The 14,042-nt window shown below is 48.3% G+C and carries 10 protein-coding genes; 5 read left to right on the top strand and 5 right to left on the bottom strand.

Going from position 1 to position 14,042, the window contains the following annotated elements:
• The first annotated feature begins 1,197 nt into the window (after positions 1 to 1,197).
• Positions 1,198 to 4,065, top strand: a complete 2,868-nt coding sequence (locus tag BUF15_RS05490) for a tetratricopeptide repeat protein (RefSeq protein WP_159441229.1) — start codon at positions 1,198 to 1,200, stop codon at positions 4,063 to 4,065.
• Between the two features lie 76 nt (positions 4,066 to 4,141).
• Positions 4,142 to 4,627, top strand: coding sequence for a transcription elongation factor GreA (gene greA / locus BUF15_RS05485; protein ID WP_073612458.1), 486 nt, complete (start codon positions 4,142 to 4,144; stop codon positions 4,625 to 4,627).
• Between the two features lie 53 nt (positions 4,628 to 4,680).
• On the opposite strand, the gene BUF15_RS05480 is transcribed toward greA, so the two are convergent.
• Complete coding sequence (locus tag BUF15_RS05480) at positions 4,681 to 5,274, bottom strand: TetR/AcrR family transcriptional regulator (protein WP_073612457.1); 594 nt, start codon at positions 5,272 to 5,274, stop codon at positions 4,681 to 4,683.
• Between the two features lie 195 nt (positions 5,275 to 5,469).
• Here BUF15_RS05480 and purD point away from each other — a divergent pair, with 195 nt between their 5' ends.
• The 3 genes from purD to BUF15_RS05465 all read left to right on the top strand — a co-directional run bounded on the left by purD (position 5,470) and on the right by BUF15_RS05465 (position 8,336).
• The gene (purD, locus tag BUF15_RS05475) at positions 5,470 to 7,248 is read left to right on the top strand and encodes a phosphoribosylamine--glycine ligase (RefSeq protein WP_073612456.1); all 1,779 of its coding nucleotides are present in this window, start codon (positions 5,470 to 5,472) and stop codon (positions 7,246 to 7,248) included.
• Positions 7,235 to 7,867 (top strand): L-threonylcarbamoyladenylate synthase, encoded by a 633-nt coding sequence (locus BUF15_RS05470; protein WP_073612455.1) that lies wholly within the window; start codon positions 7,235 to 7,237, stop codon positions 7,865 to 7,867. Before purD ends, BUF15_RS05470 begins: the two co-directional genes overlap by 14 nt.
• Positions 7,868 to 8,012: 145 nt before the next feature.
• Positions 8,013 to 8,336, top strand: coding sequence for an Hpt domain-containing protein (locus tag BUF15_RS05465; RefSeq protein WP_073612454.1), 324 nt, complete (start codon positions 8,013 to 8,015; stop codon positions 8,334 to 8,336).
• Between the two features lie 60 nt (positions 8,337 to 8,396).
• Here BUF15_RS05465 and ettA read toward each other — a convergent pair whose 3' ends face one another.
• The 4 genes from ettA to BUF15_RS05445 form a co-directional block, all read right to left on the bottom strand.
• Positions 8,397 to 10,079, bottom strand: a complete 1,683-nt coding sequence (ettA, locus tag BUF15_RS05460; RefSeq protein ID WP_073612453.1) for an energy-dependent translational throttle protein EttA — start codon at positions 10,077 to 10,079, stop codon at positions 8,397 to 8,399.
• A gap of 149 nt (positions 10,080 to 10,228) precedes the next feature.
• Positions 10,229 to 11,044, bottom strand: coding sequence for a 4Fe-4S dicluster domain-containing protein (locus BUF15_RS05455; protein ID WP_073612452.1), 816 nt, complete (start codon positions 11,042 to 11,044; stop codon positions 10,229 to 10,231).
• A 41-nt stretch (positions 11,045 to 11,085) separates the two neighbouring features.
• Positions 11,086 to 13,323, bottom strand: coding sequence for a molybdopterin-containing oxidoreductase family protein (locus BUF15_RS05450; RefSeq protein WP_073612451.1), 2,238 nt, complete (start codon positions 13,321 to 13,323; stop codon positions 11,086 to 11,088).
• Entirely contained in the window at positions 13,298 to 13,885 is a 588-nt protein-coding gene (locus tag BUF15_RS05445; protein ID WP_159441228.1) for a TorD/DmsD family molecular chaperone, read from the bottom strand. The genes BUF15_RS05450 and BUF15_RS05445 overlap by 26 nt, the downstream gene beginning before the upstream one ends.
• Between the last annotated feature and the right edge of the window lie 157 nt (positions 13,886 to 14,042).

Genomic DNA, 14,042 nt, shown 5'->3' with positions numbered 1-14,042 from the left:
TATCGCCCGGTTGTCAGCTCCGCTTTCGACTGGGCGATTCCGTTCTATTTCTTCCAACACCCGGCAAAGGCGCTGACCATGGCATCATCCAGACTCAGAAAACAGTTCTGCAGTCACTTGTGTATTGCCTCCTTGGCGGCAACTCTTGCTGTGCCCGTTATACTTCACGCAGAAATCACCTTTCAACGAGAAATCGTTCCCTTGGATAATCCTTTGCTCCCCCAATGGAAACTGCATTGGGATATGGGCCGCGACGCGGTACGAAAAGGCAACTTGCAAGGTGGAGCGAAGTTTTATGAGATGGTCTTGCGGGAAAAACCGCAAATTGAGGAAGCCAGTTGGGAATTTAGCCAACTGCTTGTGCAGTTAAAAAGATATCAGGAGGCAACCACACTTCTCGAAAGTCTCATAGAACTCAACCCTAACCGTATCGATTACCTGGTCCTTGCAGGTAAGGTTGCGCTTGATATCAGAGAATATAATAGGGCTGTGCGCTATCTTGGGCAGGCTTATTCGCGCCAGCCTGAAGGGGAGCAGGGGGTTGTGATACTGCGTGGACTCATTACCGGGTTAATAGGACTCGATAGAAAGGAAAACGCCTTCGTTTTGATGGAGCAATTGCGACAACGAACGGCTAATGATCCTGAATTGTTACACGACATCGCCAGATTGGCTCATGAGCTTGGTTACGATGATAAGGCCAGGGAGTATTACAGTGCTCTCATTGACGGAGAAAAGGGAAATAGAGATGCTCTTGACGAGGCTGCAAGGGTGTTTGCCGCTACGGGTCAGGAGGATAAAGCTGCACCGCTGTGGAAAAAATTACTCCTGGTAGATCCTGAAAATGATGAATATCACCGACAGTTGCTCACTCATTACCGGAAGACAGCTGAAAGTGGTGAGGCTTTGCCGCATTTGCTAGCCCTTGTAGATGGCAAAGAAAACGATAATTCTGCCTTGTTATTGGAGGCAGCAAGAATATATATGAAGGATCAGGGAAGAGCTGACAGGGCTTTACCCTATTATGAACGATATCTGCAGCTGAATCCTCATGACCAAACTGTTTCAGCCGAGCTCAATACGGCAAGGCAACAGATTGCCGACCAGCTTCTGGCCATCGTCGAAAATGATGGCGCCGAACTCTTATGGCAAGACCTTTCTCATTTTACCGCGCATCGGCTTGAGATATTTCGTATAATGGCAGAAAAGCTTGAAAAGCAGGATAAGAGAGAATCGCTTATTCAGGTTTTGGAAATTATCTACCGTCAACCAGGTAATAATTCCGAAGAGCTTGCTTTACGATTAAAAGAACTCTACCTGGCAACGGGACGGCCTGAAGCTGCTTATCTGATGTATGAAAACATCACAAGTGCAAGATATCTTACTTACCAGTTCTATAGAGACAAAGGTGAATTGGAACTGCAAATTGGTTACGATATCGCAGCTCTCACCACTTTGATGCATGCCATGGTCCTGCGACCCAATAATGATAAACTTCGGCTCGAGTGCCTTGAACTTGCAGGTCGGCTTGGATCTATGGAGGCAATGCAGGAACTTTCAAGACCACTCTTTAATGGCAGTTTGCAACAAAAACGCCTGCCTCTGTACCAGTCTTATTATAATGGCTTGCGACTTAGCGGCCAGTTTACAGCTGCCGATGTGGTGGCTGGTCAAATTCTTGACCAGTCCTGGCTCAGTATCTCCACCCGCAAAGCTCTGCTTCTTGACCGTGCCAGGGATTTGATGACTATGGAGCGGCTTTACCAGGCTGAACGTATTCTCAGAACCCAGTTAGTAGAAGGCCGCGACAAAGACCCAGCAATTTTTGCGGATTTGATTGAAGACGCACTTCTGGCTGGAGCGGGTGAAGATGGAAAAACACTTTTCAACTATTACACGGAAAAATCAGAAAATAGTGGTTGGAAGACCAGTTATGGAGAAGATGGCCGTGCGTTTTTTCTCTCCTATGTTCATCTTCTCGTGAAAGAAGGGCGAAGTGCCGCTGCTCAAACAGAATTGGAAAATTATCTTACGGGTTACCGAAAGAAAGCAGCAGTTCATCCGAGCGATACTGATGAAGAGCTTCTACGCCTCGAACTGGAATTGTGTCGCCTGTATCTTAAAATTGGGAATAAAAAAAGCTGCCTTGACCTTGTTCGCCGATATGAGAAGAACGGCAATCCACCGGCTGAAATGCGATTGGTCAAATACATAGCAGCCGGTAACGGAACGGTGAATCCGGAAGCGCTGATAACCAATCTTCCCGGCAGGGAAAACCATAAAGGAGGGGTGACAGAGCTGCTTCGTCTTGCCGAAGCTTCCAAGATACTTGGCAAGGAGGCAGCGGCTATCAGTTTTCTCCAGGAGGCTCAAAGATTGTATCCTGCCTCAATGCGAAGCCGGGTGGCTTTGGCCATTCTTTTGAAGAATGCTGGCAAATTTGGGTTGGCAGCCGATGCTTTTTATGAGCTGCACCAGAAAAACCCCGAAGAGTCATGGTTCTATGTTCAATATTTACAGGTCAAGTCCAAACAGGGTCATAATAAAGCTGTTCTTGCCGAACTGAGCAATCAGCCATTTGCAACACTACCGTTTGAGCTCAAACTTTTGCAGGCTCGCGCACTGTATGCCACCAACCAGAAGGCTGACTCCTTCGAAATTTACGAGAGTCTTTTGCACCCTTCAGTACGGAGTAAATACCGTGATGAAATGTCAACGAAAGGAGTTCGTGTCGCGTGGCAGGAGCAGGAAGAACAAACATTTTGGAAAATGTTCGGCTATGACGAACCCGATTGGTTCGATAAATTGAACCAGTTGCAGGGAGATGAAGGCTTCCTGGCACAATCTCGAACTCTGGAAGGCTCTACAGCCGCCAGACTCTATGACAGCTATAGATGGGAACGGCTAGTTGGCAGTGAATTCTTAGCCCGTAAAGCACTTGAAGAAAACAAGTACACAGTGGCGGAAACGCAGTATCGGAAAAACGCTGAACAAGGTCAATCTACTGAAAGTCTCAAAGATCTGGCTAAAATATATGAGCGACTTGGAGAATATGGCAAACAGGCTGAGGTCTATAGCTCTCTTGAAAAAAGAGGTGAGAGTGCACCTGAATTGCAGGAATCCATTGAACGTAACAAGGTAGCGCTCGCCCCAACACTTGGGCTGAATTACGAATATCTTGAAAAAAGCGGCAGGGAAAATCTTATTAATCTGCAAAAAATGAGTGCTGGTGTGAGTTTTCAGTATTTACCGAGTCTCAACAGCAGCCTGCAATTTGGTTATAGCGAGTTGTTTTTTGAACCTGCCGAAGGCGGAGGTCAAAGCGTTGATGGGCGACTTTTTTCAGTTTCCAGCCGCTACAAGTTTAATGAACGTACCTCAATTGAACTCGATTCAGGTTTGCAGATACTTGACTCTGATAGTGACTCATCGGTGACGTTTTCGGCCCGCCTTAATCGGAAATTTGATCCACTTCTTTCGGGTTATCTTGAAGTAAATCAAGAGCTCATAGACGATACAGTTGAGGCTGTCGATACTGGGTTTACCACCAACAGCATTATTGGAGGTCTGGTTCTTGAGGGAACTAAAGGTTTTACTATTGGTGGCGAGTTAGAGCGACTCTGGTATGAGGACAATAATACCCAGAACCGACTTTTCTTTTTTGGCTCGTATTCCATTTTCGACGATTTAACCACCTATGAGATGAAATACAGTTATGAGATATTAACAAACAGAGATGATGATACGGCTGTTGTTGCTGATGGTGGCCCTACCGTAGAGACTGTTCTCCCTTATTGGAGTCCAGATGAGTATTGGCAACATCTTTTCTCTATCAAAGTTCAGCATCTGCTCAACAATCCAGAAGAGATTGAGCGCCCACCAAGCTCATATTCATTTGATCTCTCTGTCGGATATGAATCCGAATTGGACTTCACCATTGGTGGTGGAGCCAATATTTTCCTTGAAATCGGCAGCAATTTCTTAGTAAAAGGTAGATTGTTTTATACTGAAAGTGATGACTACAGGGAAGAGAGTGCCGCCGTGTCCCTTATGTATCGCTGGTAGTGCCAAACGTAATGCACTGTTTTCCTGCCCGGGGAGGAATGACCTGGCAGGAATTTTTTTTTATGGAGAAAATACCATGGTTGAACGTATTCCGATGTCTAAAGCCGGACACTTGAGGCTGAAAGAAGAATTGAGCCGGTTGGAAAAAGTAGATCGTATTGAAGTGGTCAAGGCTATTGAAGTGGCCAGAGAGCATGGAGATCTCAAAGAAAACGCTGAATACCACGCGGCCAAGGAGCGGCAGGGTCACATCGAAGGACGCATTCTGGAGTTAAAAGATAAACTCTCACGGGCGGAAGTCATCGACTGCTCGAAAGTGAGTACAAATAAGGCAGTTTTCGGTACAGTTGTCACCCTTCTAGATCTCGACAGCGACGAGGAGGTAACCTATCAGTTGTTGGGCCCAGAAGAGTCTGACGTGAAGAAGGGGTCGATTTCGGTAATGTCACCGATTGGTCGTTCCATTCTCGGAAAGGAAGTGGGAGATGAGGTACTTGTGGTCACTCCCGGTGGTAACCGAGAATTTGAAGTCATGGAGATTGAGAAATCGACCTTTGAATAAAAGATGTTACAATGCAGAGGAGGAAGATTCCCTTCCTCCTCTGCATTGCCCTGTTACTGCGTCGCTTCGTTTCTTAAGCCACTCAGGAAAATGAGCAGCACCTGATTGGTGATCTCGTCAACGGTATAGTGGCTCTCCAGGGAGATGTTCCAGACTCTTGATATTTCATCAAGGGCGCCAAAGAAAATACGTTTGGCCAACTCGGGATTGATATCGTCGCGGAATACCTGGTCTCGTTGCCCGGAGCGTATAATTTCTGCTACAATATCGATATATTCAAGAAAGGCTTTGTTTCGGTAATCCTTTATAATTTTATTAGTTTGCCGCAACTCAATCTGGATGACTTCTGCAAGGTTTTTGTTTTTCTTCATGGCCGCAAGGTGTCTTGCGGCAAAAATCTCCAGCATCTTCTGAGGACTGGTTTCTTTCTCGAGTGCTTTCTGAGCCTGGAGAACGAGTTTTCCGATTTCTTCCTCAAAGACAGAGATTAATATGTCATATTTATTATTGAAATAGAGATATATTGTACCGTCTGCAACCTTGGCTTCTTTGGCAATATCGGATATTCTGGCAACGAAAAAGCCTTTTTTAGCAAAGACTTTCGTTGCTGCGCTAATGATCCGTGCGTGTTTGTCGACAGCTTTCATTCCTGAGGGGAGCCTGGTTGTCCGGGTACGTTATCTCACTTGATTGAGAAGTAAAAACTACTGAATGGTTATTCATTCATTAATGGTTCAACCTCGATTTGTCAATGTGCAAAAAACTGCGTATAGATATTGCCGTATTCGCATGATAGTAAACTAGGCAGTGTTGCGTCATTTAAAAATACTGGAGTCACTGATATGAAAATACTTGTCGTAGGTTCAGGAGGCAGGGAACATGCCCTTGTCTGGAAAATCAACCAGAGTCCCCGTGTTGAAAAAATTTACTGCGCTCCAGGAAATGCGGGTATCGAAAAAATGGCAAAATGTGTCGATATTGGAGCGACCGATATCGACAAGTTGCTTGAGTTTGCTCTTGCCAAAAAAATAGATCTGACCGTGGTTGGCCCGGAAGCATCTCTTGTAGAAGGTATTGTTGATCGATTTGAAGAAAACGGTCTTCGCATTTTCGGACCATCAAAGGCTGCTTCGATTTTGGAAGGAAGCAAGGTGTTCACCAAAGAATTCCTCGCCAAATACAATATCCCCACCGCTGAATTCAAGGTTTTTACCACCAGCAGTAAGGCCAAGGCATATATCAAAAAATGCGGAGCACCGATCGTCGTGAAAGCCGATGGGCTCGCGGCAGGAAAAGGCGTCATTGTTGCCTCAACCATTGAAGAGGCGAACGAAGCTGTCGATATGATTTTAAAAGACAAAGCTTTTGGGTCAGCCGGCAACACTATTTTAGTGGAAGCCTGTCTCAAAGGAGAAGAGGCTTCATTTATTGCTTTTACCGATGGAAAGACTGTTCTTCCTCTTCCTTCCTCCCAGGACCACAAGGCTATATTTGAAAATGACAAAGGCCCGAATACTGGTGGCATGGGCGCCTACTCGCCTGCTCCGATCGTGACCCCAGAGATCAGCAAATATGTCATGGAAAAGGTCATGCTGCCAACGGTTCAAGGGATGGCCAGTGAAGGCAGACCGTTTAAAGGTATGCTTTATGCCGGGCTGATGATAGACGGTGATTCCATCAATGTTCTGGAATTTAATTGCCGGTTTGGTGATCCCGAGGCCCAGCCACTCTTGATGCGTTTAAAAACCGATATTGTAGATATCCTCGACGCTGCTATTGATGGCAAGCTTGACTCCATTGCATTGGAAGTCGACCCTCGGCCGACAGTATGCGTGGTGCTGGCTGCAGGAGGATATCCCGGTGAATACCGAAAGGGCTTGCCGATTCGAGGTTTGAAAAAAGCTGCAAAAGTGCCAGGTGTCATGGTATTTCATGCAGGTACCGCTAATAAGGATGGCGATACTGTCTCAAATGGCGGCCGGGTGCTCGGTGTGACAGCCATTGGCGATGATCTGAAAAACGCAATTGACGCGTCATACAGGGCGGTTGATTGCATAGAATGGGAAGGGTGCTATTGTCGAAGGGATATTGGCGCCAAAGCTATGAAACGATTTCAGAAAGATGCGAAAAAGCCCCTCGTTGGTATCTTGATGGGGAGTGACTCAGACCTTCCGGTTATGAAAGCTGCTGCAGACTTTTTCAAGGAAATGGGCATTAGCTATGAAATGACCGTTGCCTCTGCTCACCGTACCCCTGAAAAGGCGATGAATTATGCCAGATCAGCTCAAGAAAGGGGACTTAAGATTATCATTGCCGGAGCAGGGATGGCAGCCCATCTTGCCGGTGTTATCTCGTCGCATACCGATCTGCCGGTCATCGGCATTCCCCTCGATGCCTCACCGTTGCAAGGTATGGATGCTTTGTTGGCGACGGTACAGATGCCTCCTGGTATTCCTGTTGCCACTATGGCCATTGGCAAGGCCGGTGCAAAAAATGGTGCCGTACTGGCGGCAAGAATACTTGCCCTGGAAAATCCGGAAATTGCTTCCCGCCTTGTAGCTTTTCGCGAGAACATGGTACAGGAAGTCGAAGAAAAGGCCAAACGGGTTGAAGAATGTTAATGCTGTATTAGCGCCTGCGGATGAAGATATCCGTAGGGCTGTAGAAGCGATCCGGTCGGGGCAGGTTGTTGCTGTTCCGACCGAAACCTACTATGGTCTTGCTGTCGATCCCTGCAACCAAATGGCCTTGCAGGAGTTGTTCACCCTGAAAAAGCGACCTCAACATAAACCAATACTCGTCCTCATCTCCCGGCTAGAACAGCTTGAAAAATTTGCGGCAACCATTCCTCTCCCCTATCTTTCGCTGATCGATTGTTACTGGCCCGGACCGCTCACTCTCGTTTTTCCCGCACGACCCGAGATCTCTGATATATTAACCGGAGGGACCGGAACTATTGGTATCCGCTTGACTCCACACCCCGTTGCCTGTCGTATTATCGAACAGCTAGGTGGGCCAATAACAGCCACAAGTGCCAATTTATCCAGTCATGAACCGGCCAGGACAGCCAGGCAAGTGAAAGATTACTTCGGCGATCGTCTGGGTTGGATTATCGACGGCGGCCCGGCAGACGAAGGTCTTGGTTCAACAGTAGTGAATATCGTTGATCACATGCTCTGTATCGAGAGAAGAGGCCGGGTGGATCTACCAGGATTGCCTGAGTGCGCCTCCGAGCGTTAAAAAGAGATAACTGTTGGAGGATAATTCAAACAGTATCTCCTGATACTATTTGTTTTTTTTGCTGAATAGGTGATAACATCGATTACGGTAGATGCAGAATCGGTAAATATCCAACGAGAAACAGAACGGAGCGGAGAAAGGACGCATGACCTTATTGAAATGGAATAAAGAATTTGCCATGGAACAGGCGGCCGACGACCAGGAGCTGCTGCAGGAACTCATTGATATTTTCAAAACATCTTTTGCTGACGATCTGGAGTTGATCCGCTCTGGCGTGGTTGCGGGTAATGTTAAACAGGTGACCGGAGCTGCACACTCTATCAAAGGTGCATCCTCCAGCCTCGGTATCGAGGGCGTTACTGAAGTTGCAAAGATCATTGAGGACGAGGGTAAGACCGGCAAATTGGATTTAACCGGAAAGCTGATCGGAAAGCTTGAGAAAATGTTGCAGGAGGTTGAAGGGTTGTAGCACGCTGCAAACACCGGGATTTGGGATATCGCAGCGTGCTACGGAGGTGAAAAAAGCAGCTTATCGTGTCAGCTGCCGGTATTTGATTCGATGCGGCTGGTCGGCTTCTGCCCCAAGTCGTGCTTTTTTGTCCTTCTCATAATCGGAATAGTTTCCTTCGAACCAGACGACCTCGGAGTTGCCTTCAAAGGCAAGGATATGGGTTGCCAATCGGTCCAGGAACCAGCGGTCATGGCTGATGATAACCGCACAGCCGCCAAAATTCTCCAGAGCTTCTTCCAGCGCCCGTAGGGTGTTGACGTCCAGATCGTTGGTCGGCTCATCGAGTAGCAGGACGTTCCCCCCTTCCTTCAGCATCTTTGCAAGATGCACACGATTACGCTGCCCGCCGGAAAGATTTCCCACTTTCTTCTGCTGATCCGACCCAGAAAAATTGAACTTGCCGACATAGGCGCGGCTATTTACCTCTCGCTTGCCAAGCCAGATGGTCTCCTGGCCATCTGAGATCGCTTCCCAGATGGATTGATTTGGATCAAGATTGTCACGAGACTGATCTACATAAGAGAGTTTGACCGTCTCACCTTTTCTAATGGTGCCGCAATCTGGCTGCTCCTGCTCAGTGATCATCCTGAACAGGGTGGTTTTACCTGCACCGTTAGGACCGATGACACCGACAATACCACCCGGCGGCAGATTGAAGGTCATATTCTCTACCAGAATTCGGTCGCCGTAACTCTTACGAACACCTTCGGCTTCGATAACCACCTTGCCCAGCCGAGGACCGGGAGGAATAAAAATTTCCAGCTCTCTTTCCAGCTTTTCTGTTTCCTCACCAAGCAGCTTCTCATAGGAACTGATTCTGGCTTTTGATTTTGAGCGGCGTCCTTTGGGGGACATTTTGATCCATTCCAGTTCGCGCTGGAGGGTCTTTCGTCTGCTGCTCTCCTTTTTCTCTTCGTTCGCCAGCCGTTTTTCCTTTTGTTCCAGCCAGGACGAGTAATTGCCTTTCCAGGGAATACCAACCCCTCGATCAAGCTCAAGAATCCAGCCGGCGACGTTATCAAGAAAATACCGATCGTGGGTAACTGCGATGATTGTGCCCTCATAAGCTTGTAGATGGTGTTCAAGCCAGGCAACAGACTCTGCGTCCAGATGGTTGGTCGGTTCGTCGAGAAGCAGGATGTCGGGTCTTCTCAACAATATTCGGCAAAGGGCTACACGACGTTTTTCCCCGCCGGAGAGTACCCCGCAAAGAGAGTCGGCTGGCGGACATCGTAGAGCGTCCATGGCCATGTCGAGACGGCTGTCAAGATCCCAGGCATTGAGGTTGTCAAGTTTCTCTTGAACCTTGGCTTGCCGGTCGATCAGATCGTTCATCTCGTCGTCAGTCATTGGTTCGGCGAATTTTTCGTTAATCTGATTGAACTCCGCAATCAGATCAACCGTCTCCTGTACACCTTCCTCAACAATCTCCCGCACCGTTTTTTCGGCAGGCAGTTGCGGCTCTTGCTCAAGATAGCCAACCGTAAGGCCGGGAGAAAGGATAGTTTTGCCGTTGAATTCTTTGTCGACACCGGCAAGAATCCTCAGCAAGGTACTCTTGCCTGAACCGTTAAGTCCAAGAACACCGATCTTGGCGCCATAGAAATAGGACAGTGAGATGTCTTTTAAGACCGGCTTGTTGTCATAATATTTCGATACCTTGATCATCGAATAGATGATCTTCTTATCGTCAGTACTCATAATTTACCTTTATTGAGTTCGTTTCGTGATGTCCCCGGTTATAAAGTTGGGGCGAGGTGATTGTGAGATCGGATAATACAAAAAAAGAGGCCATAATCAAATAGGAGATTATGGCCTCTTTTCAACACTGTTACGAATTGTGCTGTGTTTTATTTCGAATCGTCATCCTCATGTGTTGCAGAAGCGGCGAGCAGGCTGCCGGCGATACCGAGCAAACCCAGGCTTTTAACGCTCTTTTCGACAGATCGGCCGAGTGAGGCTAGCATGGATCTGCGGCGTACCATACCAAGATCGGCAAGCTCAGGGGTTGATGTGGCAAAAAGCAGATCAATATCTTTCTTTTTGCCATAATAGAGCACATTTGGCCCGAGACTGCCGCCGTTAGGCTCGATACCTTTGGCCTGTTTCTTTACATAGGCAGCGACTTCCGATTTATCATCATCCAGGTCACCGAAGATGCGCGCACCGGTAATGCAGGTTTGTACGCATGCCGGTGTTGCTCCTGCATCGACCCGTGGTTTGCAGAACGTGCATTTGTCGATTTTACCGTCAGAGGAGACATCGTCAGTAAGAGCCGGATTGACATATCGCGCACCATACGGACAGGCGTCGGCGCAGGCACCGCAACCAAGGCATCGCGATTTATCAACCTGAACTGTGCCATCGATCGGATCTTTCCAGGTCGCGGCAATTTCCTGCACTATTTTTTCCCCCGTCTTGGGGTTCGTGAAGGTCGTCTCCACGGTATCGGCAGGACACTCGGGTACGCATGCCGGTTCCTTGCAGTGGTTGCAAAGACCAGGATAGTAGGTGGATGCCATTTCATTATTCACAAGAGACGGTCCAAGGCGCCTGACCCAGTTACGGCCAAATTCAACCGGCACCTCCCATTCTGCCTTGCAGGCGATGGTGCAGGCGTGGCAGCCTACACATCGTTCGAGATCTATTATCATTGCATATTGCATAGTCTTTTCTCCAATAGGACACGAAGTATGGTCGAAGATGATCAGGCCGGGATATCCAGTACCTTGTCGTCTTTAATCAGTTTAACGAAGTTGTTCCTCATGCCATGGGCGCCTGTTTCCGGGTCAACTGCAATCTTGGTGATAAGGCTTTGGTCGTCAACGCCGGAATTGACCGCAACACTTAAAAGCGGATTGGTTGATCCGTAACCGTGGGCCATATACACAGCATCCTTACGGATACCCGGGGTAACCTTGACAGTGGTCGTGGTCCTTGATTTGAATCCTTCGCTGTTGATCAGGCCGACGGTATCGCCATCTTTTAAGCCCATCTTTTTGGCGGTCTCATCATTTATCCAAACAGGATTGGACGGCATTGCCTGATGGAGCCAGGCATTGTTCTGGCTGCGGTTGAAGGTGTGGACCGGAACGCGTCCATATAACAGGCGAGCATAACCGGCAGGAGGTTGTTCAACTGGAATATACGTAGGAACACCTGGAAATCCGTAGTCTTCAATGTCCTCGTTATAGAGGCGCACTTCAAAATCTTCAGGAACTCCATACGGGTCCTTACCTTCCTGAATGTGGATACCGCCTTCTTCGCGAAGCTGCTTGAGGGAAAGACCAGCAACCGCAAGGTTCTTCTCCACCATTTCTTCGGCAGTCTGAACAGGAATCTCCTCTTTATGCCCAAGACCTGTGGCAATAGCGTTCGTAATGAATACCTGGTCCTTACGCTCAAACATCGGCTCAACCAACGGCATACGAGCTGCGATGTATTGCTGGTTCTTCTCGGAGAAATCCCATTGTGTCCCCGTCTGAATGTGGTCATAGCGCTCGAGGTAGCTCACCTCAGGCAACAGAATATCCGCCCACATAGTTGCGTCAGTCGGCATAACATCGACACACATAACGAAATCCATCTGCTTCAGGACTTCCTTCATTTTCTCCTGACCAGGAATGGTCTGAATCGGATTCTGTCCCCAGATGACACACCCCTTGATGGGGTAGGGCTTTCCGGTAAGGGCGGCATCACGGATAAGCTCGGTAGGTGTTCCCGGAGGCGAATATGGATAACGACGTTCTTCGTCCTCATCGTAGTTCAGGTTATGCTCAACACCGTGATCATGCTTGGCCCAGCTGATGCCCCCAACCTTCGGGCCCTTGCCAGGAACCCAGCCACCTTTCACATAGTAGGCACCGAGAAGGGCGGTGAGACAGGCAAGGGAGCGTTGCCTCTGGAAATCATTACCGTACCATGAAACGTGACGACCAGGGTGGACACTGACATGAGGTGCATTGGCAGCGAGCAGTTCAGCAACCTCTTTGATCTGGGCTGCAGGTACATCGCACTCTGCAGCGGCTTTTTCAATGGTCCAATCTTTAATACCAGCCGCGAACTCATCAAAACCGTCAGCGTAATTATCAATGAAGTCGGCATCGAATTTCTTGTTCTGAACAAGGTAATTCATGATGGCGAGCAAAAATGCGGTATCGGTGCCTGGCTTGATCTTTACCCAGATGTCGGCCTTGGCGGCTGAAGCTGAATAACGCGGGTCGACAACAATGAGTTTGGCGCCGTTTTGCAGCCCCTGGATATAGGCTTTTACGTGGGAGACGTGGATGTTCTCACCTATATGCGAGCCTACCAGAAGAATAGCTTTGGCATTTGGCATATCCACTTTCTCGCCAGGGGCTTTGCCAATGGTGGCCAAATAGGCAGTATCGCGGATGCCGCGGCACTGGAAAAAAGAGGCCTCGCTCACATTATGGGTTCCGACCGTTCTTTCAAAAAAATGCATCGGATATTTGGCCGTTGAGCCGTGAGGGAAAACAGAGATTCCCTGGGGGCCGTATTTATCAATCACGCCTTTCAAGCGGGTGGTACATTCCGTCAGCGCTTCGTCCCAGCTGATACGTTTCCAGACAGGATTGCCACGTTCGCCGACGTTTTTTAAAGGGTATTTCAAACGATCCGGATCGTAGAGCAGTTGAATTCCCGCATTGCCTCTGGCGCAGATCTGGGAGCCGTTGTCGATAGATTTCGGGTTGCCCTCAAGCTTAATGAGCCTGCCTTCACGACGTTTGCCAACCAGCTGGCAGCGCCAGAAACACATTTCGCAAACGCCACCCGGTACCGTCTCTTCTTTCAATGAGCCTTTCGCCTCAAGGGGTGATTCGACCAAACCCGTCTCTGCAGAGACAACCTTGGCTAATGGAACGGAAACAGCGGCCAGTGAGGCAGATTGGAGAAATCTACGCCTCGTCAAGTTGAATGCCATGTTCGTCATCCTCCTTCGTGAGATAATCTATGAGTTGTGCAATGACGGAATAGAAGGGATGCTTTGCCTCCTGTCGTACTCTCGTCTCGAATCTGGAAAACCAGGGAAGAAATATTGTTCTAAGAAAATCGTTTGATGCGGCGACATCGTTTTTTTCCGAAAGTATCGCCAGAAATTCAAGTTGATGAATCAGGTGATCCGGGAGGTCTGCATCGTCTTTTAGATCATAGCCGTGTTTGCGATAGAAACGGAGTGTTTTCTCGGCGTGAAGTCCTTGCAGGGAACGGTCAATGTACACCGAGCCATATGGCGGGGCTATGACGTGGGGGACTCCGTTAATGAAGAGTCGAGTGTATTCCACCTGAAGGTCTTCAAGCGGATCATCCGAGGTGGCAATGGTGAATTCAATCGATTCTTTTTCCTGTCGTGCATCCAGGGCATCAAGAAGCAGATAGAGACTATCGAGATATTGATTGGTAAACCAGTCCGCTTCCGGGTAGTGCATGGACTGAGCACAGAATCGAAAGAGGGTGCCTATGTGTTCGGCTGGGGTTTCTATCATGGTAAACAACGCTGGGTGACGGGTGATATTCTGGCTGATGGTAAGAGCTGAGGGAAAAGCCAGAACCATGTATAATTAAATTGACTATCTACAGTTGTGTACCACTGTTGTCAATTGCCACACAGTGGGACATTCTATTGGTCAGGATTGTAATATT

The organism is Desulfopila aestuarii DSM 18488, from assembly GCF_900143695.1.
Taxonomy (GTDB): Bacteria; Desulfobacterota; Desulfobulbia; order Desulfobulbales; family Desulfocapsaceae; genus Desulfopila; species Desulfopila aestuarii.
Note: the sequence above shows the minus strand (reverse complement) of the source record. Positions and strands in the feature narration are given on the sequence as shown.

Bases quoted from the DNA above. Each gene is read 5' to 3' on its own strand.
- BUF15_RS05455 (WP_073612452.1), bottom strand. From the start codon at position 11,044: ATGCAATATGCAATGATAATAGATCTCGAACGATGTGTAGGCTGCCAC.
- BUF15_RS05450 (WP_073612451.1), bottom strand. From the start codon at position 13,323: ATGGCATTCAACTTGACGAGGCGTAGATTTCTCCAATCTGCCTCACTG.
- ettA (WP_073612453.1), bottom strand. From the start codon at position 10,079: ATGAGTACTGACGATAAGAAGATCATCTATTCGATGATCAAGGTATCG.
- BUF15_RS05445 (WP_159441228.1), bottom strand. From the start codon at position 13,885: ATGATAGAAACCCCAGCCGAACACATAGGCACCCTCTTTCGATTCTGT.
- BUF15_RS05465 (WP_073612454.1), top strand. From the start codon at position 8,013: ATGACCTTATTGAAATGGAATAAAGAATTTGCCATGGAACAGGCGGCC.
- BUF15_RS05480 (WP_073612457.1), bottom strand. From the start codon at position 5,274: ATGAAAGCTGTCGACAAACACGCACGGATCATTAGCGCAGCAACGAAA.
- purD (WP_073612456.1), top strand. From the start codon at position 5,470: ATGAAAATACTTGTCGTAGGTTCAGGAGGCAGGGAACATGCCCTTGTC.
- BUF15_RS05490 (WP_159441229.1), top strand. From the start codon at position 1,198: ATGGCAGAAAAGCTTGAAAAGCAGGATAAGAGAGAATCGCTTATTCAG.
- greA (WP_073612458.1), top strand. From the start codon at position 4,142: ATGGTTGAACGTATTCCGATGTCTAAAGCCGGACACTTGAGGCTGAAA.